The sequence below is a fragment of the Nostoc sp. genome, assembly GCF_036917755.1.
Taxonomy (GTDB): domain Bacteria; phylum Cyanobacteriota; class Cyanobacteriia; order Cyanobacteriales; family Nostocaceae; genus Nostoc.
Map to the genome: position 1 here is coordinate 17,723 of NZ_JBALFC010000062.1, position 23,668 is coordinate 41,390.

Consider the following 23,668-nt stretch of genomic DNA (forward strand, 5'->3'; position numbering starts at 1 on the left):
AATACCTCTGTAGGGAGGTTGCAATGCACATGCGTGTTAACTTACAGCGATTTTCAGGTAAATAGACTTCTCTCCAAACCTCTCTCCTACGAGGAGAGAGGCTTTGAATAATCTGGATTATTTTATTTTTGCCAAATAGGGATGCTCCCGATTAAATAAAGCTTTTAATGGGCGGTTAGAAGAGATTTTAGTACAGATTAATAATGAATTATAGCAGGATGTGGTTTAGTTAGCCGCATCAAAAATTTGTTGTGCGGTTAAATTTAATTTGGGAAAGGTAGGTGATGAAATCGCGGTGTTAGCTTGAAACGGTATCATTTGATATTCACCATCAACTAATTCGCATACAAAAATAGTGGATTGTTTGGGATTGCCGATGAACTTTCTTGCACCCAACGCAGCATAATCAGCAATCCAATATTCAGGAATGCCCATTTCTTCATAATCCCTAAATTTATTATAGTAATCATCTCGCCAGTTAGTTGAAACAACTTCAATAACTATTGGAACCGATGCTGCCTGGCTTACTGTTGACTGTTTTTGAAAAAGCGGTTCATTGTCGAGATTATCAAGATTTAGCAGCAACACATCAGGCGAATAAGCGGATTCGGCAGAAGGAGTTTTGACTAATGCGGTTTTAGGTATAGTGTAGGGAAGGTTCAGGCGATCGAACTCGACAGTTAGCTTACGGGCTATAAATCCTACAACTTTTTCATGCATTCCGGTTGGAGGTGGCATTTCAACAATTACTCCTTTGTGCAATTCATAGCGTTTACCATCGTTGGGATACCATTCGCTAAACTCATCGAAGGTGAGTAATTTAGGCAAGGCTTGGGTCATAATCTTACCTCCACATCTGTTTTATTTTATCAAAATATTCAGAATTTACGTTGGAATAATTCAATCTATTTTGACTGTCATAGTATAGTATTTATATCCAAATATTTGGATTTAAAGGAGTTAGACTAAGACTTTGGCTAATGAGTAGAAACATAAATGCAATTACGAATGAATTTAATAGATATTTTTATAAATGGAAAATTACCTTACCAGAAGAGAATATACAAAAGCGTCAGAAAGGTTCAATTTTTCAAGCTGGTTGGAAGATAAATTTTATTTTTGGGATAAAAGATGATGCTGAGTATCTTGAGTATTACGCTATCCATAAAATGACCAATGATCGTCACATCATAATTTATGAAAATGAACAAAAAGAACATTTAGAGTGTTTAGAGCCTCCCTTAAAATACAGTCCAGCAATTGATGAAAGGCAAAGGGAGCATAATAAACATAACAGAAGAGTTAGAGAGTAACTGAGCTATAAAGGCTTGCTTTAACTTTCTGTGCTCCCCTTGCGCCTTACTAAGACTTTGGTTTATATGTCGAAGCAACGTGCAATTCTTTCAATTGTTTAGCATCTACACTCGAAGGTGCATCTGTTAACAAACAACGTGCTTGTTGTGTTTTCGGAAAAGCTATGACATCTCGAATGGATTCTTCTCCAGCTAGCAACATTACCAAACGATCTAAACCGTAGGCAATGCCACCATGCGGCGGTGTACCATATTCAAATGCTTCTAAGAGAAAACCAAATTTATTTTGTGCTTCCTCAGGAGATAAACCGATCGCTTCAAATACTTGCTGTTGAATTTCTCGCTGATAAATCCGCAGACTTCCGCCGCCAACTTCCACGCCGTTGAGTACTAAGTCGTAAGCTTGGGCGCGTGCAGTTTTTAAATCGCTCAAATCATCAGGATGCGGTGCTGTAAACGGGTGGTGTAGTGCTTCTAAGCGCTTTTCGTCAGCATTCCACTCGAACATCGGGAAATCTGTAATCCACAGCAAGTTGATTTTTACTGGATCAATTAAGTTAAATTCTTTAGCGATCGCTTGCCGTAATCTATCTAATGTTTTATTAACTGTAACAGCATCGCCAGCCCCAAACAACAGCAAATGTCCAGCTTTAGCACCTGTGCGGTGTAAAATTTCTTGTTTTTGTTCTTCTGTGAGGTTGTCTTTAATCGCGCCAATGGTGTCAATTTCGCCATCATCCCTAACTCGGATATAAGCTAAACCTTTAGCACCGGCTTCGCTGGCTTCTTTAAATAAGTCGCCGCCTGGTTTAATGCGGACATTAGAAATTACATCGTTACCGTTGGGAATGGGCAAGATTTTGACAATACCACCATTGATAACAGTGTCCCGAAAGACTTTGAAACTAGAGTCTTTCACAATATCTGAGACATCAACTAATTCCAAACCATAGCGTGTATCTGGTTTATCACTCCCGTAGCGTTCCATCCCCTCAGCATAAGTGAGACGGGGAAAAGGGCGCTGTAACTCAATTCCTTTAACCGTTTTGTAGATATGGCAAACTAAGTTTTCATTCAGTTCGATAATTTCTTCTTGGGACATGAAGCTCATTTCCATGTCCAACTGGGTGAATTCTGGTTGTCTGTCGGCGCGTAAGTCTTCGTCACGAAAGCAACGGGCAATCTGATAATATCTGTCTAAGCCGGATACCATCAGCAATTGTTTAAATAGCTGGGGTGATTGCGGCAAAGCATACCACTCACCAGGATTGACGCGACTGGGTAGAACATAATCCCGCGCCCCTTCTGGGGTAGAACGGGTCAGTATTGGGGTTTCGACTTCGATAAAACCTTCTAAATCTTCCAGATAACGACGCATGGCTTTGACAATTTGATGACGCAGTTGCAAATTTTGGGCCATGCGATCGCGTCGCAAATCCAAATAACGATATTTTAGTCGTAAGTCTTCGCGCACTGTCTCGGTGTCAGCTAGGGAAACTTGGAAAGGTAACTGTTTGCGAACAGCATTGAGTAGTTCAATTTTATCGGCGTAGATTTCCACCTCGCCTGTGGGAATGCGGGTATTCAGCGATTCTTCGGGACGTTGTGTTACTCTACCAGTAATCTCCACAACATATTCATTTCGCAGGGCGTTCGCCTGCTGATATGAATCTGGGGTGCGTTGCGGGTCGCTGACGATTTGGACAATTCCAGAGCGATCGCGTAAATCTAAAAATATCACACCACCGTGATCGCGGCGACGGTCTATCCATCCGTAAAAGGTAACAGTTTCTCCTATATGTTCTTTTCGGAGTTCGCCGCAATAGTGAGTTCGCATAAGTGTTAGTTCTGTTTGTCTGGGCTAGATTGGCAAGAAAATGTCAAAGCCTTCCCATTATCTAGCATCAATAGTAATTGTAGTAGCTCTGGTGAAATAAAAAATGAAATAATCTCACATTATATAGATAAAAAACTCCACCCACAAGGGGATGGAGTTTTTGGGCATCGGGAATGGGGCATGGGGAAGAAGTTACCAATGCCCTGTTTGTCCAATGCTCCAAGCGACGGAAGGAGCAACCTCGACCACCCACTCAAGGGAATTGAGTTTCCCATCGCTTTCAATAAAGGAACCCATAATACCGGAAAGGTGAGTTTTGCCTATTTTTACGAGTTGTGATGCGTAAAGCCCCCGTCCATTTATGCGGGGGATATAAACGGATGGCTGAATAAATTTCAGCCGTTAATGATAAGATATATATCCTGGGCAGGGCGTTGTCCAGTGGGCGAGGCAATGTAAGACGGGTGTACCTGCAATTGCTGCTTGAAAGAAAGAATCTCCCGTCATTCATGCGGGGGAGTGCGTCAAAATAGTTCCCGGAATTCATCACGGGTGATCTGAGAGTTACGGAATATCTGTGCTAACAAACCAGAACCAATTGTTTCACCAGAATGCACTGCACTACTGCGTAGGTTTTAAGTCGATCCCCCCAACTCCCCTTTCCAAGGTGGGCTAAAAATGCTTTATTTTTCCCCCTTTTTAAGGGGGACTAAGGGGGATCTCAAATGACTATGCACCAAAACCCGAGCAGTATTAGAATGCACTGGAACAACAGTTCGACGACCATCACTGTGTATCAAAAAATGGTGACTACCTCGGATTCTTGCAACCTCAAAACCTGCTTTTTTTAAAGCTGTAATTACCTCGCGTCCAGTCAAACTCGGTAGTTTGCTTACACTTAAACAGAAATTCTCTGCACACCGATAAACTCTAATACTTCGGCATTTTCTTGTTCAACCTCTAAACAAAGTTCAATCGCTTCTTTAATCCGCTCTATCAGTTGGTCTAGAGATTTGGCTTGGGTCGCGACGCGATCCAGCAAGACTAGGCACAGAGGCAACAAAATAACCTTCAGAGTCGCGTTCTATAATGACGTTGAATTCTCTAGCCATCTTGAGATTTTTGTTTGGTCGGGTAATGTAATTTTAGAGTAGTTGAGTAGCTACAAACAATTATCGCTGATGCAACAGATTGACTTGAGCTATTAGCAAGGAACTGAAGTTCCTTGTGGGACATAAGTTTTGCGTTAAGTTGACACGTATGAGCAATGCTTTACCCTTACGACAGATGCGGTTTTTTCCATCACATATATTTGGTATTTTCTGTCAATGCGTAAGTTGTATTAACTAGCAAATTGGGTCTTATACCCTTTTACTTTAATAATCATACAAATACGTTGGTAGAGGCACAGCATTGCTCATTGGTGTCAACTTAAGGTTAAAGCCAGTCTAGAACTAGCTTTTAGAGATAGTCTAGTTCCCAGTCTCTGACTGGGAATGCCTGTCGTTGAGGCTCCGCCTCAAGACTAGCGGCAGAGCCGCAATGAGGTGCATTTCCAGCCTCTGGCTGGAAACGAGGTTTTAAAGGGGTTTGAGCTTAAGTTGACACGCATGAGCATTGCTGTGCCCCTACGAGAAATCTATATGTATCAGAGTTTGTGTGAAATGGTATTAGTTAGTAATGTTGCAAGGTAGACCGCTCCCATAAGTTAGGGAACCATTCCCGTCACGATGTAGACCGCTCCCGTCACGATGTAGACCGCTCCCGTTACAACATTCATAACTACAGCTTAAGTATGGTTATACCAACTTATTTAATATTGCTGATGACACCTTAAGCATTCAAAGGTAAGCACGCACAGTTATGCGCCTATACCGCGTGTTACATCGAAAATTTTTGTATTTTCTTTATTTTCCCAAAATCCGAAATATTGCAGAGTACAGTTGTATAAAATCTCATTAAAAACTTCTTGCTGACGCAATTATGTCGCCAGACTACTCCGGTCAAAATCTGCAAGATCGCTCTTTTAAAGGTCAAAACCTGACTGGGGCAAACTTTAGCAAGGCGGATATTAAAGGGGTAGATTTTACCAACGCGATTCTCAAAGATGCTGATTTCACAGGTACTAAGGCTGGACTACAGCGACGTTGGACTATTGGGTTGCTTATAGCCTCATGGCTGCTATCAGGAATATCAGGGTTTTTCTCAATTACTTTTGGTGTATTTGTAGCATATCTTTTTAACACCGAAGCCCAAAGGACTGCAAACTTCATCGCGGGGATAGTCTCCCTAATTGTGATGCTGGTTTTTTGGATTATTACCATTTATAAGGGTTTGACAACAGGTTTAGGAACCGTAGCCTTTGCCTTCGCCTTTGCCTTTGCCTTCGCCTTTGCCGGAGCCGTAGCCTTTACCGGAGCCGGAGCCTCCCGGAATGCATTCCCAGTCGGAGACTGGGAACGAGATAACGAGATAATCTCTAAAAGCTGCTTCTAGACTAACTTTCACGTTAAGTTGACACCTATGAGCATTGCTGTGCCCGTATCCGCGTGGTTTATTTACCTGAAAATAGCGAATGGAATTCGCGGCTACACAAACAAAGTCCACCTTCGTGGACTAATACCAATTTTGTATGAAGATGCGCTAAACCATATTTAAGTACAACAAAGAAAAACGAACCGCAAAGGACGCAAAGGACACAAAGAAAGAAAGAAAGAAAGAAAGAAAGAAAGAAGTTAAAAGGGTTTGGCGCAGCCTCATAAAGAAATGGTATAAGGTCAAATCAAAGTTTTTTAACCCACGTCGGTGGGTAAAGCCTCGTGTAGACGCGGTTTCTAACCGCCCTTTTATCTGCGATGCCTGCGGCGGGCTACGCCTACGCTTAGAGATTAAGGTAAAATTATAAGTAAAAGTATTAAGAATTTTAAAGAAGCTAATCAATGTCCAGCACTTCTCTTGACAAAAGTAACTCTCATGTTGTCGTTATCGGTGCGGGAATAGGTGGATTGACTGCTGGAGCATTATTAGCTCATAAAGGTTACAGTGTCTTAATTTTGGATCAAGCTCTCGTACCAGGAGGCTGTGCTTCAACGTTTAAACGGCAAGGATTTACCTTTGATGTGGGAGCAACTCAGGTGGCGGGGTTGGAACCAGGGGGAATTCATCACCGCATTTTCTCAGAATTAGAAATAGATTTACCGGAAGCAACGCCTTGTGACCCTGCTTGTGCGGTGTATTTACCTGGAGAAAGCACACCGATTAATATCTGGCGCGACCAAGAGAAATGGCAAGAGGAACGACAAAAACAGTTTCCCGGTAGCGAACCGTTCTGGCAATTGATGGCAACTTTATTTAATGCCAGTTGGGAATTTCAAGGACGCGATCCGGTGCTACCACCACGTAATTTATGGGATTTGTGGCAACTAACGCAAGCGGTGCGTCCCAGTACATTAATTACCGTACCCTTTACTTTGTTGACGGTAGGAGACGCTTTACGATTATGTGGACTGGCAAATGACCAACGACTGAGGACTTTTTTGGATTTGCAACTGAAGCTATACTCGCAGGTGGATGCAGAGGAGACAGCATTACTTTATGCCGCCACAGCGTTGAGTGTATCCCAACTGCCCCAAGGATTGTTTCACCTCCAGGGAAGTATGCAGGTATTAAGCGATCGCTTGGTACAATCTTTAGAAAGAGATGGCGGCAAATTATTAATGCGCCACACTGTAGAACAAATAAAAGTAGAGAATACCAAAGCTACTGCTGTAGTCATTAGAAATCAGAAAACTGGCGAAGTCTGGACAGAAGCAGCCGACCACATAGTTAGCAATGTCACCGTGCAAAATGTGGTGCAGTTATTGGGAGAACAAGCGCCATCTGGTTATAAAAATCGGGTGGAAAAACTGCCCCAAGCATCGGGCGCGTTTGTGGTGTATTTGGGTGTAGATGCCAGTGCGATTCCGCCTGGATGTCCACCCCACCTACAATTTATGTACGATGTCAATGGCCCCATTGGCGAGAATAATTCTCTATTTGTTTCCGTCAGTCATCCTGGAGACGGTCGCGCACCGGAGGGGAAAGCAACAATTATCGCTTCTTCATTTGTAGACCCGACACCGTGGTGGCAAACTGATGATTATGAAGGACTCAAACAAAAGTTTACCCTGCAAGCGATCGCTTGTCTTGCCCAATACTTCTATCTCAAGCCAGAAACTATTATTCATCAAGAAGCCGCAACACCGCGCACCTTTGCTCATTTTACAGCCCGCGATCGCGGTATAGTTGGTGGTATTGGTCAAAGGATTCCGACGTTTGGCCCCTTTGGGTTCGCCAATCGTACACCAATCCAGCATCTATGGTTAGTTGGTGACTCCACCCATCCAGGCGAAGGTACTGCTGGGGTGAGTTATTCGGCGCTAACGGTAGTCAGGCAAATTGAGGCGCAAAAAGTTATCAACTACCAGTAATTGAAAAATCCTCCTTGATTAGCAAGCAATTCATCCTTGTAACCGATGGCAAACAGGACGGAAAACTGATGAAATAAGGTTAGTATTGCTAATCTGGAGTAATGACAGACAGCGTTTTAATTCTTGGTGGACGGGGGCGGATTGGTAGCACTGTTGCTCACGATCTAGCTACCCATACGGACGCACAAATTACGATTACTGGACGTTCTGCGGAGTTTGGGAGGGCTGTTAGCTTGTCTTCGGGGGGACAAGTGCAGTTTTTGTTACTGGACTTGGCAGAAGTTGACAAATTGCGAGATGCGATCGCAAACTCTAACTTAGTCATCCACTGTGCTGGCCCATTTCACTATCGAGATACTAATGTTCTTGAAATGTGTATTGCTCAAGGCGTTAATTATCTAGATGTCAGCGACCATCGTTCCTATACCAGCAAAGCTCTCAAATATCATGAACAAGCTGCTGCTGCTGGTGTGACGGCAATTATTAATACTGGCATTTTTCCTGGTATTTCTAACAGCATGGTACGTGAAGGCGTTGAACAATTTGATAAACCAGAAAAGATCCATTTAAGTTATTTGGTTTCGGGTTCTGGCGGTGCTGGCATTACAGTGATGCGAACAACTTTTCTGGGGTTACAATATCCTTTTGAGACTTGGATAGATGGGAAATGGGAGATAGTCAAGCCTTATAGTGAAAGAGAAATAGTTGAGTTTCCACCTCCATACAGACGCACCGGAGTTTACTGGTTTGATATGCCAGAAACCTTTACACTACCCCACGCCTTCCCATCAGTAAAAACTGTAATTACTAAGTTTGGCTCTGTTCCCGATTTTTACAATCACCTAACTTGGATTGCGGCACACATTTTCCCCAAGTGGTTAATGCAGCGCCGTTACATGATTGAATTTCTGTCTCACGTTAGCCATTCCATGACAAATGTCACTAATAATTTTAGTGGAATTGGGGTAGCAGTTCGTTCCGAAGTTACAGGCCAAAAAAATGGTGAAACAGCCGTTTATTGTTCAACTGTAGTGCATGAAAATACAGCCGTGGCTTCTGGTTGCGGCACAGGTAGTATTGCCCAATTATTGCTAGAAGGTAAACTCAAGAAACCAGGTGTTTTTCCTGTGGAAGAAGCACTACCGACAAACTTATTTGAAGAGGTAATGCAAAGCCGAGGAATTAAAATTAATCACAGTTGGTTATAGCTTAATACGCTTGGGTTAAGCATGCAAGCTAAAGGGTTTATCATTATCCATATTTGAAAATCTCACGGTTCTCGTTTGAATGCAATATGGCTAGGGACACAGCATTACTGTGCCCTTACAAATGGTTTGTATTCTATGCAATTGAGAACCGCTATATAATCAAGTGAAAATTTCAGTCCACTTGAGTGGACTTGAGCTATTAGCCCAGAACTTGAGTTCTGGGCGGGATATCAGTAAGCACGACAATTTAACTATAAAAAAATGTAGGTAGTGCTAAGTCCTAAAAGCTTCAGACAGCATGAACTGAACTATAGGTAAAAATTAATATACCCTGCGGTAGAAGGAAGAACTGTACCTAAACATTTAGGATGCCTGTGAGCCTTGAATATTGAATATATTTACACATGACCAAGGCTCATAACAGAAAATAGGAGGTTTTTTCCATGCAAAAAATTCTATTAACTTTAAAACAAGTATTGTCAAGCTTTTTGGTTGTTGGCTTGATGATTTCCATCAGCTTGTCAGGTTCATTCATTTTCGTTCAGCAAGCTAGTTATGCAACTACTACTGAAGAATTAAAACTAATACCGCCAGAGTATAAACCAAATTCTGAAGAAAAAATTAATCGTGCTAATGAATATGACCCAGGTGTTGGCGTTCAAGAAGAAAACCGAGAAGAAGCTTATGAGCAAGCAATAAAAGATTCCAAAAACCTTAATACTATAGAGAAGACTTACGAAAGGAATTTGAAGGCTGAGAAAGAGCAAAATCCCCCAGAAAGTTTTGGGGAAAAAGCGAAAGAAGTTCTTGAAAAGGTAACGGGTAAATAGGGAATAAAAACCTAACCTCTAACTTATTTCCTACAAAGGAAGCCAAACTTCACTCAAAGCCTCTCTCCGGTTTTGAGTGAAGTTTAGAAAATTAAATTGTCGGGTGTGTTACCGCCGAAAGTACGGCATAACAACTTCAGGTGCGTTAGCCTTGGGAGCATCTCAATGAGTGCAAATATACCAGATGAGAAACAAGACTCTTGCTCCCTCTCCGAACCCACGGAGAGGGTTGGGGTGAGGTTTTACAAGGCTTTTTACACTCATTGAGATGCTCGCGTTAGCCTTTGGCATCACACACCCTACATTTATGAAGTAGCCTTTCTCTGATTAGCAAGATTGCGCTCATACCACTTCATTAATGGAGTTGCACTAATTCCATGCACAATCACCGATACTACAATAGTAGTGTAAGTTATCCAAGCAATTTGTTCGGCTGCTTCACCTTTTAAGCCATGACGAAAGGCATAGGCTAGATAATATAAAGAACCAACACCGCGAATACCAAACCATCCAAATAACCACCGAGTTCCTGGGTGGAAGGTTCGGCGTTCTGAATCTAGAGGGCGTTTACCTATTGTGCTAATCCAAACTCCTACAGGTCTGATGATCAAAAATAACAAAATTATCACTAACAAAGATTGCATAGCATAATTCAGCATTGGTTTCAATAATAATATTGAACCTAATAGTAAAATTGTCCCAACTTCCAGCAGCTTTTCAACTTGCTCAATAAATTCCAATTCTGCTAGCGGTTTTTCAGGATTTCTGTAACTGCGTTGGACAACTAACCCAGCAACAAATACTGCCAGAAATCCATAGCCATTAACCATTTCTGTTAAGGAATAAGTTAATAGAATTGTGCTGATAGCAATAAAGTCTTCCATTAACTCATCGGCAGCACGGCGTTTTTGAATTTTTTGTTCAATCCAAACTATAGATTTGGCAACAACAATTCCCATCACAATGCCACTGGCGATCGCCCAAATTAAATCAACCGTAATCCACTGTTGAAACCAGTTGCCCCAGTTGTCATCTTCTAAGGCATGAATGCCAAAATAAACGAACGGAAAAGCTAAAGCATCATTTAACCCCCCTTCAGAAGTTAAACCAAATCTCAACTCATCTTGGTCGTTTGTATTGGTCAATTGTACTTCTGATGCTAATACTGGATCGGTAGGTGCAAGAATTGCTCCTAATAAAATTGCTTCTCCCCAATTCATCCCTAAAAACAATTTACCCACAACAGCCAGAGCAAAAATTGAAATTGGCATCAGAAATATAATCAATCGCGCCGTAATATCCCAAACCCCCAATTTGAGAGGACGAACAATTTTTAAGCCGCAGCCAAACACAGAAATAATTACTACGAGTTCTGTTATTTTCTCCAGCAGTTGGGCGTTGAAAACTTCATCTCGACGTAATTGAATCAGCCCGAAGCCGTAAGGGCCTAGAAAAATACCAACTAGTAGGTAGATAATGGCAAAAGAAAGAGGTAAGCGAACAATCCAACCTGACCCTAATGTTACCATCAGCAAAAGTAGACCAATCACAAATAGGTCAATAATATAGATATCTACCATATAGCGATTTATATAAAAATTAGGTGTTGCTTTGTAAGCTTAGTTGCAATAGCTTTTTATTATAAATAACCTATAGGTAGATTTTCTGGGATTGGAGATTGGGATCGGCTACCAAATTGGAGAAGAAGGGAATAGATAAATTTGGCGTTGGCTTTGCCCACTGTAGGCATCGCACTTTCATTTAGGACTTACGCACGAGTTATGGAATAACGTAGACACGAAGTGGCTTCCCGAAGGGTACCGCAGAGGCGCAGAGAACACGGAGAAATCAGAGTTTGAGAGATATTTTGCGTAAGTCCTATCATTATTCGCGTCTCGATTCAAACATAGTCCCTAAAACAATGAGGTATAACACGGGAATATCGCTAATGCACGCCTGTACGCTCATACTAATGGTCTATCTTCCCTACTTTTTCACTCAGACATTGCCCATTTTTAGTACAAATATACTATAATGGAGATAGCGTCCACAAAGCCTAGCCAAATGCATAACGGCTCTGTGAAAACCTTCTGGAAGATGGATTCAAGGGTTAGTTCGATGATGAAACATTACATTCTCAACCTCAATCCGACTGCCAAACATGAATGGGATCGGTGTATTTTACGTGATCCTCTGACTGCCAAACGCCCAGACATTGCCAAATTAATTGCTGAAGCGGTTGGTGCTGATACAGGCAGTTATTTGGTGAGCGTGAATATCGAAGTTCAAGTTTTGGAGCAGGCGGCGGTACCTCAAGCCGAACAACTCTCGCTTTTATTTCCAGAGGTGAGTGTGCCGTCACAACCACAACTGCGGGAAGCGGCTTAAATAATTCGTAATTCGTAATTCGTAATTAAGTAATGCATAGGGGATTTAGATTTAGACATCAAAACTTGCTGCCTGTCTTGCTGGGGAATTAAACTGAATATACTGTGTTAAGCGATGCGATCGCCTGGAATATCTGCGTCACCAGAACTGCCAGTGACTCAAGTCACTGGCTAATAGCAAAAATCCGTTGAAACGGACTAGACTACTGTGATTAGTCGGTTGAAACCGACTTGAGCTATAAGAAAAGAAAATTCATTTTCGGGCGGGATAGCAACGAAGCGGGAGTTTGCAATATGCTCATAATAACAAAACTAAATAGACCACGCGGTAGGGGCACAGCACTGCTGTGCCCCTACGACAGATGTGGTTCAAATACATGAAAATTGCTGTAATCAGATAACTAGAATCTCTGGGACAGCAGTTGGGCAATTTGCTGATTAATAGTTGCAACATCAAAACGCTGACTAGCCGTAGTCCTGGCATTATTGCCTATAGTTGCAGTTATTTCCGTCTCTTGAAGACAGGTGTTAATTACTTGTGCAAGTTCCTGGGGTTCTCCTGGTGTCACTAGAAAACCATTAAATCCATGTTCTACTAATTCCATTACACCCCCAGCTTTTGCTGCAACTACAGGTTTTCTACATAGCATTGCCTCTACAATCACTCTACCAAAGGGTTCTGGTGAAGTGGAGGTATGTGCTACCAAGTTACAAGCTGCCATTAATTGAGGAATATCTGAGCGAAATCCTAAAAATTTGACGCGGTTTTCTAATCCCAGTTCAGCAACTTGTTGATGTAACTTTTGGACATAATCTTGTTCGCCAAACAGTGCATCACCCACTAAAATTGCTGTCACCTCTTGCGGACATTTGGCAAGGGCATCAATTAAAATATGCTGTCCTTTCCAAGGTGCAAGACGGCTAAAGTGTCCCACGACAAATTTACCTTCTAATCCTAACTGTTGCTGCAATTTCTTAATGTCAGACTCATCAGTTTGATAAGTTTTTGGATCAAAGCCGTTATAGACAACTTCGATGATGTTTCGGCGTCCTCCTGCTTGCACAAAAGCTGTTTGACTAGCTTGGGAATTAGCAATTACTAATGATGCAAAACGATTAGCTAAGTTAACAGCAATGCGAAGATTAGTTTGGCTAAAATGTTCTTTGGAAAGAATATCATGTAAATGATAAACTAGAGGGCGACGACTGAAAAAACTTGCCAATGCTCCGACAACTAATGCTTTTTGGGTGTTGGCGTAGATTAAATCGTATTCACGCGCTTTTTTAACTACCTTAGTAATCAAAGGTAGTAGTTGTCCCAAACTCTTTAATCCTTGTACTAAACTGCTTTCTTTGCGAACTTGGATTGCTTGAGTTGCGAGAACTTCCACCTGAATATTATTTTGCTGTAGTAAATCTTTAAATGACCCATCTGCAAATAAACCTACCATAGCGCGATCGCCATAAGGTTTAGCAATATCTATTAAACATAATTCGGCACCGCCTGGTTTACCGCTTTGGTCTAGAAAAAGAATTCTCATTAAACCTCTATTTTATCTAATTTTACCCACGTAGCGCCCCTAATATTTATTAGATTCACTTGTTTAAGCTAATAAAATATTCCGTACTTGTTGGGCGATTTGATTCCAGTCGTAGTGTGTGGTGGCGTACTGGCGACAGTCTGATCGTGAAGGTATGGGGATATTTCCCAAGAGTGCTTGTTCTAATTTTTCAGCAATAGCTGAGGCTTCGATTGAAGTAGTAATTAAATCGGGTGAAAATTCTGATAAAATTTCTGGCATTCCCCCAACTGGAGTACATAAAACAGGAGTACCACAGGCTAGAGACTCGATTATTACTAATCCAAATCCTTCAAAAGATTGACTTGGCATGATAGTTAATTCAGCAGCTTGGTAAGCTATAGGTAATTGCTGATCAGGTAGAAAACCTAAAAATTTAACGTTGTCGTCTAGACCTAATTCTGTAGCCTGCTGTTGTAGTGCAGCTTGGATGTGACCACGACCTGCGATCGCTAGCCAAACATCTGGTATTCTGGGCTTAATTATAGCCAGAGCTTGCAATAATTTGTCAACTCCCGTTCGATGTACTAAGCGGCGTGATGTAAATATAATTCGGCGATTATTTGGCCAGCCTAACTGTTTACAAGCCTCTTGGGGTGATAAATTTGGTTGAAACCAGTTAATATCAACTCCACCAGGAATAACATTAATTTTACTCCACGGTATTTGATATTTTTGATGTAAAATTTTCCCAAAGGCTTTGCTCAAAACAATGAAGCGATCGCACCGATTATAAGTGTTTTGTTCTATTAGCCAGTGCTTGATCAAAAGACTGAGATTTTTATTAACCACCTCTTGCTGACTCTCAGAAGCCCAAGGGCCATGAAAGTTAAAAGTAACTGGTATTCCCTTTGGTAAAATATCTAAAATAGGAAAGCTGTATAATGCAAAGTGCAAATTAATAGCATCTGGTTTGCTTGTTCTTGTTTTCTGAAAATTAGTGCGAATCGACCATAATCTTTGCCAAATAGCACTATCGGGACTCGCCAAGTTAGTCAGCTTAATTGGTGAATTTAGTTCCGCCTCTGGTAGACCGACTCCACATAATTCAACCTGGTCTTGATTTGCGGCTAATTTATGAGTTAGTTCATAAATATACCTTTCTAATCCTCCAGGACTTTTGGGAAACCAGCCTAATCCAAGGGTGAGAATAGATGCAGATGCTGACGCAAAACTTTCTTGTTTGTTTTCCATTGATGTGTCTCCTATAAATGTATTAAAACAGGGGCACAGCAATGCTGTGCCCCTACAGCCTGTTCTATCCCAATCTGAATTACTAGAATTTACGAATACACATTACCAATAACAGTTTTTTCATAGAACACCAATTTATAAACTATTTATATGCCAACGTCAACAATGAATTAAAGTATGTGTTTTTATTAACCAGATAACACTGACTAGGACAGATATGATATTTACCAATCAGGAAGGTGAATGCTAGACAGGAAGAGGGATAAACCACTATAAATCAATAATTTTCAAAGGATTTTGTATTAATTCTTACTATTTTTATGGAAAAACAAGTAACCATTAGTACATTAAACAATCTTTTTTAAGATATTAACTGAAGTTTTAAATAACCATGTGATTTTTATAAAGTTTATGTAAATATTAAAATTTTAATCTGGAATATTTGTTATTGATATATCATCAGATGTTCTCCCTCTAAATGACTTGTATATTATCCAGTTAAAAATAGTTATCTTTTTTTGTGCGGATTTGATAAATAATGTTTGTATATAAATAATTAAAAGCTTAAAAATTATATGAGAAATAAATTACTGACGCAGTTAGGAAAACTGCGTCACAAGCTCAATCAGCACATCAAAAAAATATCTAAGACTAGATATTTACAAAGAAGTAACACTTTCAACTTTTTACTCAGTCTGACAGTTGCAGTCATTGTTACTACCCTTGGAATTACAACAGACTGGGCGACAACTGGAACACGCACACTTACCTACAAAACATCGTCGATAAGTAATACTATTAGCAGTGAAAATCTGCGGGTACAAAACAATACTGAAACACCCACGCTTCCCTACAAAACATCGTCGATAAATAATACTATTGTCAGTGAAAATCTGCGGGTGCAAAACAATACTGGAACACCCAAGCTTACTTACAAAACATCGTGGATAGGTAATACTATTGGCAGTGGAAATCTGCGGGTACAAAACAATATTGAGGCAATGTATGTTGCCCCTGATGGGACAGTTTATACCAACAGCCATTGGGATGAAGCGGGAATGGAGGCAGCAATATATAAGGATGGTAAAGTTATTAATGCCATTGGAGATACTCACGGCTGGAGTCGTGGTGGTGGCAAAGCGGTAACAGCAAATAGTAAATATGTTTACATTGCCATGAATCAAGGTTCGAGGGGCAAAACAAATGAAGATTACCCCCCTGATGGAACAAGTTGGCATTGTGTTAGACGTTATGACTTGTCGGGAAAACCTGCACCGTTTCCTAATGGGCGTGGCTGGGATAAAAGTATGTTGATTACCAGCACTAAAAGTGAAATCACTGGATTAGCAACTGTGGAAAGCGAGTTGTATGTGAGTGATTTTGCTGCTAACCGAATTCGTGTCTATGATACTGATACGATGAAGGAACTCCGCAGCTTTACCGTTGCTAATCCGGGAGCAATAACTATTGATCCACAAAAAAGTCTGTGGATTATTCAAAGCAAAAATGGTAGTAATCCTGCCAAAATTATACATTATTCTCAGAGTGGAAAGCAATTGCCCCAACAGATTGCAGATATTGTCGAACCAACAGCGATCGCAGTTGATCATCAAGGTAAGCTGTTAGTGGCAGAAAACGGCCCACGTCAGCAAATGTTAATTTATGACATCAAAGATCAGCCGGTGCAGGTGGGTAGTTTTGGCAGTAAAGGCGGTATCTATGCAGGAGTTCCTGGAGAAGTTGGAGATTTGAAACTTTATGGACTTACCGGAGTTGGTACAGATGCTTCAGGTAATATCTATATAAATAGTGATGGTTTCAACAAATCAGGAACAGATTTGCGGAAATTTTCGCCATCGGGAAAACTAATGTGGCGATCGCTGGGATTGATATTCGTCGATAATGCAGATGCTGATCCTAAAAGTGATGGTGTAGATTTATTCACCAAACAAGAACACTATCTGATGAACTACAGTAAGCCTGCTGGTAAACAATGGACTTACAAAGGCTACACCTTAAATGCTTTCAAATATCCTCAAGATCCACGTCTGCATACATCACCAGATGGAACCTTTGTTCGCCGCATCCAAGGGAAACCGTTTTTGTTCCTCACAGATATGTATAGCAGCTTTCTGCAAATATATCGTTTCAATCCAGCCACAGATGGCCAAGTTGCCATCCCAGCCGGAATGTTTGTCGGTAGTAGTGGCGGAGATAAAAAATTTCTCACCGGAAATTGGCCACCGCATCAACCAGAACAAGGGGAATGGATCTGGCGCGATCGCAACGGTAATGGGAAATTTGAAAACAACGAATATGATACCAGCAAAGATTATCCCTATCTCGGCGGCTGGTGGGTAGACAGCAAAGGAGATGTTTGGAAAGCTTTGCGAACACAAGATGGCACTGCTATCCGACACTATCCGTTACAGGGAATAGATGCCAAAGGCAACCCCATCTACAGCTATAGTTCGATGGAAAAGCAAACTACTCCCAAAATATTTAACGACTTGCGGCGGCTCGAATATTTCCCCCAAACAGATACCATGTATTTGTCAGGCTTCACAGTAGATCACCCCGCCTTCGGCGACGATACAGGAGTTGCTGGATCTGAGATTGCCCGTTTTGACAATTGGAGTCAAGGTAATCGTACTCCGAAGTGGCGGATTGTGATTCCCTACGACACCACTGGCAAACGCGAAGTGTCTACAGCTGCAATGAGTGTGGCAAAAGACTATGTATTCGCTGTGACAGTTAAAACCGCAGAGGTATATGTCTACAATGCCACAACGGGAGTGCAAGTACAACAGTTAAAACCAGGCCCAGAAGTTGGAAGCGAAAGTGGCTGGATTGATATACCTTACGGTATCCGCGCTTTTCGACGTTCAAATGGTGAGTATCTGGTATTTGTGGAAGAAAATTGGAAAGGAAAAGTGATTGTGTATCGGCTGGCGAGTTGAGTATTTACAGTAATTACGACATAAAACAGCTTTGACTCTAAGCTTAACCAAGCCGCAGATCCCCGACTTCTCAAAGAAGTCGGGGATCTTGTTTCTGCGCGTTTGATTTAAGATTGCTATATGTAGAAAAATATGTGATTAAATGTTTCGCAGATTTAAGAAATAAATAGAATACTTCATGCGTCGAGACTCAATTTTTTACAAACTGTTTCAACAATCCCCCACTCTTTTATTTGAACTCTTGACAAATCCCCCGACAAACGCAGATGCTTATCGATTTGATTCGGTAGCTGTCAAGGAACCCAAATTTGAAATTGACGGGGTATTTTTACCACCAGAAAGCGAGACTCCAGGAGTTGTATATTTTTGTGAGGTACAGTTTCAAAAAGATGAACAGCTTTATGAAAGAGTATTTGCTGAATCTTCACTATATTTCTACCGCAACCGCGCCAGATTTAACGACTGGCAAGCAGTTGTAATTTATCCATCTCGCAATACCGAGCAAAGTAACATTTACCCTCATCGTGGATTTCTCAATAGTAACCAAGTGCATCGGGTGTATTTGGATGAATTGGGGGATATTCGCCAATTACCTTTATGGGTGGCACTGATGGTACTAACTACGGTAGAGTCAGAACAAGCACCTGAAGAAGCAAGGTATTTGTTAACAAGAACTCGGCACGAAGTACCATTAGCAGGGAGTCGCGCCATAATAGAAATGGTAACGACGATAATGATGTACAGGTTTGAACAATTGAGCCAAGCGGAGGTAGAGTCTATGCTAGAAATAACACTACAGCAAACGCGAGTTTACCGAGAAATCAAGGAAGAAGGACGAGAAGAAGGACGAGAAGAAGGACGAGAAGAAGGACGAGAAGCGATGGCTAATGCTATTTCCCGACTATTGACTAAGCGGCTTGGAGAATTGTCTGAGGAAATGCGCTCATCCATTTCTGGTTTATCTTTGTCTGTTCTCGCAGATTTGAGCGATGCACTGCTTGATTTTACCACCTTGGCTGATTTGCAATCTTGGTTAGAAGGGCGAATAAATTAAACTACCTCTTGCTGCTTTTGAGTTAAATACATCGCAATTCCTTTCTCGTAGTAAGCTGCTTCATTAATAAAAATAGGATAAACAGTAGACGCTCCCTCATAGAAAATATCTTTTCCTTCAAAAGTCAGAAACATTGGATCACCGGGATTCATAGGTTCATAATCCCGAAACTGAAGCTGGGGGTGAATCATGGCTTGAATCTCCCCACGTAGACGTAGCCCGTCATAAACATCGCTTCTAGGATAATCTATAGTTTCAATATTTTTATATAATGTAAGCTTAGTTTTTTTCTGCAAAATATTACCTTGATTGCACCCTTGAAAATAGTCTAAAATTGCATAAATAAGCTGTTCCGTTTTCTGAAATAATTCGGCGTTTAAAACATTCTGAGCCACAGCACCAACTTCTATAACAAAACCTAATTCGCATAAAGAACGGAGAAAACCATTTTCTTTAGATTCCTGATTAATACAGACTTTCACCAAAGGATTAATAGAACTTAAATAAGCACCTAACCGAAGTAATAAAGGGTGCATATCACAAAAAATCAGAGTTAACCCCATGTTTGCAGTTGTGCTGTGCAAATCAACAATTACATCTACAAATGGCTGATTTTGCGGTTGCAATATCTGGTGAATTGCTTTCGCCCGCGTATCTTCATAACTTAAGAGTTGGGGATTCTGTAAGCCTTGATTGGTGAAGCAACGATTTAAATCTTTTTCAATGTATCGTTTGCCTTCTTCAATAGCTTTGAGATTGCCAAGTAATGCCAGAGTTTCAAAACTTGCTCTGTTGATTAAATTAGGATATTGCTGAAACTTTTTGACTAGATGTACTCCTGTTAACTCATTTCCGTGGTTTCCTCCAACGATCGCAACCCGCTCAATCTGACTCATCATAACAACCTCATATCTAAAAAACTTGTCGGGTGGAGACTATAATGCTCATCCTACGGTTATTGAGAATAATGCAAGATACAAGATAGAAGTATACCTTGTGCTGAGTAAATCTTGTCAGAGACTGACGCGATGTCTACGACGGGCGTAGCTGCGGCTCCATGTTTGAGCCAAAATGTGATAACTGTTAAGCTGTTGGTTTTAGCACAAAAGGGGAGGAAATTTATGGGGTATAATTTTCAAGCGATGCCTCCGGCGGGCTACGCCTACGCTGAACTTTACAAAAACGCCCTCCTCAACGACGTCCTCCCATTTTGGGAAAAATATTCTCTCGATTGGCAGCAAGGCGGCTATTTCACCAGCCTCGATCGCTACGGCAAAATTTATGATACAGACAAATTCATCTGGCTGCAAAACCGCCAGGTGTGGGCTTTTTCAATGCTTTACAACCAGCTAGAAAAACGCGAAAACTGGCTGAAAATTGCCAGCAATGGCGCTAACTTTCTCGCCCAACATGGCAGAGATAGTGATGGTAACTGGTACTTTGCCCTCACCGACGAAGGGAAACCACTGGTTCAGCCTTACAATATCTTTTCTGATTGCTTTGCGGCGATGGCATTTAGTCAATATGCACTCGCTGGGGGTGAAGAATGGGCAAAAGATGTGGCAATGCAAGCTTATAACAACGTATTACGCCGCAAGGACAACCCGAAAGGCAAATATAATAAAACCTATCCCGATACACGCCCGATGAAATCATTAGCTGTACCGATGATTTTAGCCAACCTGACTCTAGAAATGGAATGGTTGCTGCCAAAAGAAACATTAGATAATGTCTTAGCTGAGACTCAGGGCGAAGTGATGACCGATTTTCTCGACCAAGAACGGGGACTAATGTACGAAAACGTTGCCCCTGATGGTTCCCACATTGATTGTTTTGAGGGACGGCTGATTAACCCAGGTCACGGTATCGAAGCTATGTGGTTCATCATGGACATCGCCCGTCGCAAAAACGACACCAAAACTATTAACCAAGCCGTTGATGTGGTGTTAAATATCCTGAATTTTGCTTGGGATAGCGAGTACGGCGGCTTGTATTACTTTATGGATGCAGACGGTCATCCCCCACAACAATTGGAATGGGATCAAAAGCTGTGGTGGGTTCACCTAGAGTCTTTGGTTGCATTAGCGATGGGCTATCGCTTGACCCGGCGTGAGGTGTGTTGGGAATGGTATCAAAAGATGCACGATTACTCCTGGTCACATTTTGCCGATTCAGAATACGGTGAGTGGTTTGGCTATCTCAATCGGCGTGGAGAAGTATTGTTAAACCTTAAAGGTGGGAAATGGAAAGGATGTTTTCACGTACCGCGTGCATTATACCTTTGTTGGCAGCAATTTGAGGCATTAAGTTTGTAGTAGCAGCCCAAATAACAAAAAAGCCTGCCGTTCTCCTTTGCTTCAGAGCAAACTATGGCAGGTTTAGGGGGTATTGGGCTACTTTGCTGGACTAACAACTGAGTTCAATTAATCGCTAGTTATTTTTTCCTGTTTTGGAATTTTATTGTCAACGATGATTTGTCAACATACAGCAGATTTCAAAGAAAGTGAAGTACACATACTAAGTCCCAAAGCGAGGTATAAACCCTGGTTTACTTCTGAATTCTGAATTCTGCTGTAAGTGTTTTTGAACTAACTATTTTTACCCGCTTTCAATCGGACACCCGTTATTAAAGACGGGGTATTTTCGGCTGCGATAATAATAATGAGTACAAACACTACTTAATTTTTTGTTTAATAAAAGTCACAACCTGAGTTAGTTGTTTCTTCAAGCCATCAATTTCTGCTTGCATTGTGACCATTTTCTCGTTCAACGCATTAATTTCGGCGTTGGAGGCTCCTCCGACGCTAGGGGTTGCGTTGCTTGCCGCCGTAGGCATCGCTGCATTTGCCGCAACAGGGGTTGCGTTGCTTGCCGCCGTAGGCATCGCCGCATTTGCAACACTAGGGGTTGCGTTGCTTGCCGCCGTAGGCATCGCCGTTTTTGTGACACTAGGGGCTACTGCCGTAGCATTAGCGACACCAGAAGTTGCAACTGTGCTATTTTTTACACCAGCCGCTACAGCTACTGGGACTACTTCTGGGCGTGGTAGTTTCGCCTTAGTCATAGCTAACTTAATTGCGCTAATTAGTTGCTTCTGATCAAAAGGCTTGCCCAGAAATTCAAAATATTCAAATGGTTCTGTGATTTTCTCAGTCACCTCTTCCTTGCGACCAGACATGATCACCAAAGGAATTTTCCTTAACTCTGGGTTGGCTTGGACGTGCTGGAAAACCTCCCAGCCACTCATTTTAGGCAACAGAAAATCCAGCATAATCAGGCTGAGTTTTTCATGAAGGATGAAATTTAGTCCTTCCACACCGTCTTTTGCTTCCAGTACCTCAAAATTGCCCGGAGGCAACATTTCTCGTACTTTTACCCTGACAACTGTAGTGTCATCGATAACTAAAATTTTGTTGCTTGCCACGACTGTTTTCTCTAATAGAAACTTTAAGTGTAAATAGCGACTTTGCCGATTGTCCTTGAGAATTCTCCCACTATATACAAAATTCTTAGCAATTGGGGGATAGTATATTTCGGTATAAATGACATTGCTAGAGGTGTTTTGCAAAACTTTTGCTGGCGCTCTTTTCAATTTGTGTCATGGTGATATTTAAGGCTTTAGCTTTGATCTAGGGCATAAGGGACATGGTGACTTGATTAAGAGGGTTCCCGCTCCTTGCGTCTATTCTTATCTATCATTTGTTAATTGACAGACCACTACTCCATATCCGTATCTTGCTTGAATCTCTATGATTTCGTCACAACAAGCCGAACTAAAATCTGAAATTACGGCAATGCCTAGCTGGTTACGTCGCCCGATCGCCAAAGCCAGTGAAATCTCTACCGTACAACGCATTATTAAGCAGCGCCAAATTCACACAATTTGCGAAGAAGGCCGCTGTCCCAACCGGGGAGAGTGCTACGCCCAAAAAACTGCAACATTCTTACTAATGGGGCCTACTTGTACACGCTCTTGTGCTTTCTGTCAAGTAGATAAAGGTCATGCACCAATGCCTCTTGATTTAGATGAACCCCAAAAGGTAGCCGAGGCGGTGCAGCTTTTGGGATTGCGTTATGTGGTACTGACTTCTGTAGCCCGTGATGACTTGTCCGATCAGGGTGCAGCGCACTTTGTAAAAACGATCGCGACTATTCGCCAGTTGAACCCAGAGACTCAAGTTGAAGTACTGACCCCAGATTTTTGGGGTGGTGCTGGTGTTGGGGAGTCAGGTCAACGCCAGCGCATAGCGATGATTGTGAAAACTAAACCAGCTTGTTTCAATCACAATATCGAGACAGTGCAACGGTTAACTGGCCCAGTGCGCCGGGGAGCCAAGTACGATCGCTCGCTGTTGGTGCTGGCTATGGTCAAAGAAATCGATTCGACAATTCCCACCAAATCAGGTTTGATGCTGGGACATGGAGAAACACTTGATGAAGTCGTTGAAGCAATGGCTGATCTCAGGGCTGTGGAGTGCGATCGTTTGACTATTGGGCAGTATATGCGTCCAACTCTTGAACATCTGCCAGTCCAAAAATATTGGACTCCAGAGGAATTTGATCAACTCGCCAGATTAGCATGGGAAATGGGATTCAATCATGTTCGTTCTGGGCCTCTGGTTCGCAGTTCCTATCATGCTGGAGAGGAGGGAGTGGGGAGTGGGGAGTAGGGAGTAGGGGGGATGAGGGGGGATGAGGGAGATGAGGGGGATGAGGGGGATGAGGCAGACAAGGGGAATAACCAATGCCCAATGCCCAATGCCCAATGCCCAATGCCCAATGCCCAATGCCCAATGCCCAATGCCCAATGCCCAATGCCCAATGCCCAATGCCCAA

General features: G+C 41.9%; 19 protein-coding genes. 10 read left to right on the plus strand and 9 right to left on the minus strand.

Features of this window, described 5'->3' with window-relative positions; translation table 11 throughout:
• Positions 1–225: 225 nt before the first annotated feature.
• Entirely contained in the window at positions 226–840 is a 615-nt protein-coding gene (locus V7L05_RS15300; RefSeq protein ID WP_335165170.1) for a Uma2 family endonuclease, read from the minus strand.
• Between the two features lie 140 nt (positions 841–980).
• On the opposite strand from V7L05_RS15300, the gene V7L05_RS15305 reads away from it, so the two are divergent.
• Positions 981–1,313, plus strand: coding sequence for a hypothetical protein (locus V7L05_RS15305; RefSeq protein WP_335165171.1), 333 nt, complete (start codon positions 981–983; stop codon positions 1,311–1,313).
• A gap of 49 nt (positions 1,314–1,362) precedes the next feature.
• Here V7L05_RS15305 and aspS read toward each other — a convergent pair whose 3' ends face one another.
• The 3 genes from aspS to V7L05_RS15320 form a co-directional block, all read right to left on the minus strand.
• Positions 1,363–3,150: an aspartate--tRNA ligase gene (aspS, locus tag V7L05_RS15310; RefSeq protein ID WP_335165173.1), complete on the minus strand. Its 1,788-nt coding sequence runs from the start codon at positions 3,148–3,150 to the stop codon at positions 1,363–1,365.
• Between the two features lie 683 nt (positions 3,151–3,833).
• Entirely contained in the window at positions 3,834–4,028 is a 195-nt protein-coding gene (locus tag V7L05_RS15315; protein ID WP_335165174.1) for a type II toxin-antitoxin system HicA family toxin, read from the minus strand.
• A 20-nt stretch (positions 4,029–4,048) separates the two neighbouring features.
• Positions 4,049–4,210, minus strand: a complete 162-nt coding sequence (locus V7L05_RS15320; RefSeq protein WP_335165175.1) for a type II toxin-antitoxin system HicB family antitoxin — start codon at positions 4,208–4,210, stop codon at positions 4,049–4,051.
• Between the two features lie 923 nt (positions 4,211–5,133).
• Between V7L05_RS15320 and V7L05_RS15325 the strand changes: the two genes are divergently transcribed.
• The 4 genes from V7L05_RS15325 to V7L05_RS15340 all read left to right on the plus strand — a co-directional run bounded on the left by V7L05_RS15325 (position 5,134) and on the right by V7L05_RS15340 (position 9,657).
• Positions 5,134–5,646 (plus strand): pentapeptide repeat-containing protein, encoded by a 513-nt coding sequence (locus tag V7L05_RS15325; RefSeq protein ID WP_335165176.1) that lies wholly within the window; start codon positions 5,134–5,136, stop codon positions 5,644–5,646.
• 443 nt (positions 5,647–6,089) lie between these two features.
• Complete coding sequence (gene crtD / locus V7L05_RS15330) at positions 6,090–7,619, plus strand: C-3',4' desaturase CrtD (protein ID WP_335165177.1); 1,530 nt, start codon at positions 6,090–6,092, stop codon at positions 7,617–7,619.
• A gap of 101 nt (positions 7,620–7,720) precedes the next feature.
• On the plus strand, positions 7,721–8,827 hold the full coding sequence (locus V7L05_RS15335) for a saccharopine dehydrogenase family protein (protein WP_335165178.1): 1,107 nt from the start codon (positions 7,721–7,723) through the stop codon (positions 8,825–8,827).
• Positions 8,828–9,270: 443 nt separating this feature from the next.
• Positions 9,271–9,657, plus strand: a complete 387-nt coding sequence (locus V7L05_RS15340) for a hypothetical protein (protein WP_335165180.1) — start codon at positions 9,271–9,273, stop codon at positions 9,655–9,657.
• A 305-nt stretch (positions 9,658–9,962) separates the two neighbouring features.
• Here the strand turns inward: V7L05_RS15340 and V7L05_RS15345 are convergent, their stop codons facing one another.
• Positions 9,963–11,237: a cation:proton antiporter gene (locus V7L05_RS15345; protein ID WP_335165181.1), complete on the minus strand. Its 1,275-nt coding sequence runs from the start codon at positions 11,235–11,237 to the stop codon at positions 9,963–9,965.
• Positions 11,238–11,775: 538 nt separating this feature from the next.
• On the opposite strand from V7L05_RS15345, the gene V7L05_RS15350 reads away from it, so the two are divergent.
• On the plus strand, positions 11,776–12,045 hold the full coding sequence (locus V7L05_RS15350) for a hypothetical protein (RefSeq protein ID WP_335165183.1): 270 nt from the start codon (positions 11,776–11,778) through the stop codon (positions 12,043–12,045).
• A 400-nt stretch (positions 12,046–12,445) separates the two neighbouring features.
• Here V7L05_RS15350 and V7L05_RS15355 read toward each other — a convergent pair whose 3' ends face one another.
• Positions 12,446–13,585 (minus strand): glycosyltransferase family 4 protein, encoded by a 1,140-nt coding sequence (locus V7L05_RS15355; protein ID WP_335165184.1) that lies wholly within the window; start codon positions 13,583–13,585, stop codon positions 12,446–12,448.
• A gap of 63 nt (positions 13,586–13,648) precedes the next feature.
• Positions 13,649–14,818 carry a glycosyltransferase family 4 protein gene (locus V7L05_RS15360; RefSeq protein WP_335165186.1) on the minus strand — a complete coding sequence of 390 codons (1,170 nt, stop codon included), beginning with the start codon at positions 14,816–14,818 and terminating at the stop codon, positions 13,649–13,651.
• A gap of 575 nt (positions 14,819–15,393) precedes the next feature.
• Here V7L05_RS15360 and V7L05_RS15365 point away from each other — a divergent pair.
• Both V7L05_RS15365 and V7L05_RS15370 read left to right on the plus strand, forming a co-directional pair.
• Positions 15,394–17,778 (plus strand): hypothetical protein, encoded by a 2,385-nt coding sequence (locus V7L05_RS15365; protein ID WP_335165187.1) that lies wholly within the window; start codon positions 15,394–15,396, stop codon positions 17,776–17,778.
• Positions 17,779–17,956: 178 nt separating this feature from the next.
• Positions 17,957–18,832, plus strand: a complete 876-nt coding sequence (locus tag V7L05_RS15370) for an Rpn family recombination-promoting nuclease/putative transposase (RefSeq protein ID WP_335165189.1) — start codon at positions 17,957–17,959, stop codon at positions 18,830–18,832.
• On the opposite strand, the gene V7L05_RS15375 is transcribed toward V7L05_RS15370, so the two are convergent.
• Entirely contained in the window at positions 18,829–19,728 is a 900-nt protein-coding gene (locus V7L05_RS15375) for an aspartoacylase (protein WP_335165197.1), read from the minus strand. The genes V7L05_RS15370 and V7L05_RS15375 overlap by 4 nt on opposite strands.
• Before the next feature lie 225 nt (positions 19,729–19,953).
• Here V7L05_RS15375 and V7L05_RS15380 point away from each other — a divergent pair, with 225 nt between their 5' ends.
• The gene (locus V7L05_RS15380) at positions 19,954–21,147 is read left to right on the plus strand and encodes an AGE family epimerase/isomerase (RefSeq protein WP_335165190.1); all 1,194 of its coding nucleotides are present in this window, start codon (positions 19,954–19,956) and stop codon (positions 21,145–21,147) included.
• Between the two features lie 359 nt (positions 21,148–21,506).
• Here the strand turns inward: V7L05_RS15380 and V7L05_RS15385 are convergent, their stop codons facing one another.
• Complete coding sequence (locus tag V7L05_RS15385) at positions 21,507–22,256, minus strand: response regulator (RefSeq protein WP_335165192.1); 750 nt, start codon at positions 22,254–22,256, stop codon at positions 21,507–21,509.
• Positions 22,257–22,581: 325 nt separating this feature from the next.
• Here V7L05_RS15385 and lipA point away from each other — a divergent pair, with 325 nt between their 5' ends.
• Complete coding sequence (gene lipA / locus V7L05_RS15390) at positions 22,582–23,502, plus strand: lipoyl synthase (protein ID WP_335165194.1); 921 nt, start codon at positions 22,582–22,584, stop codon at positions 23,500–23,502.
• Positions 23,503–23,668 lie beyond the last annotated feature (166 nt).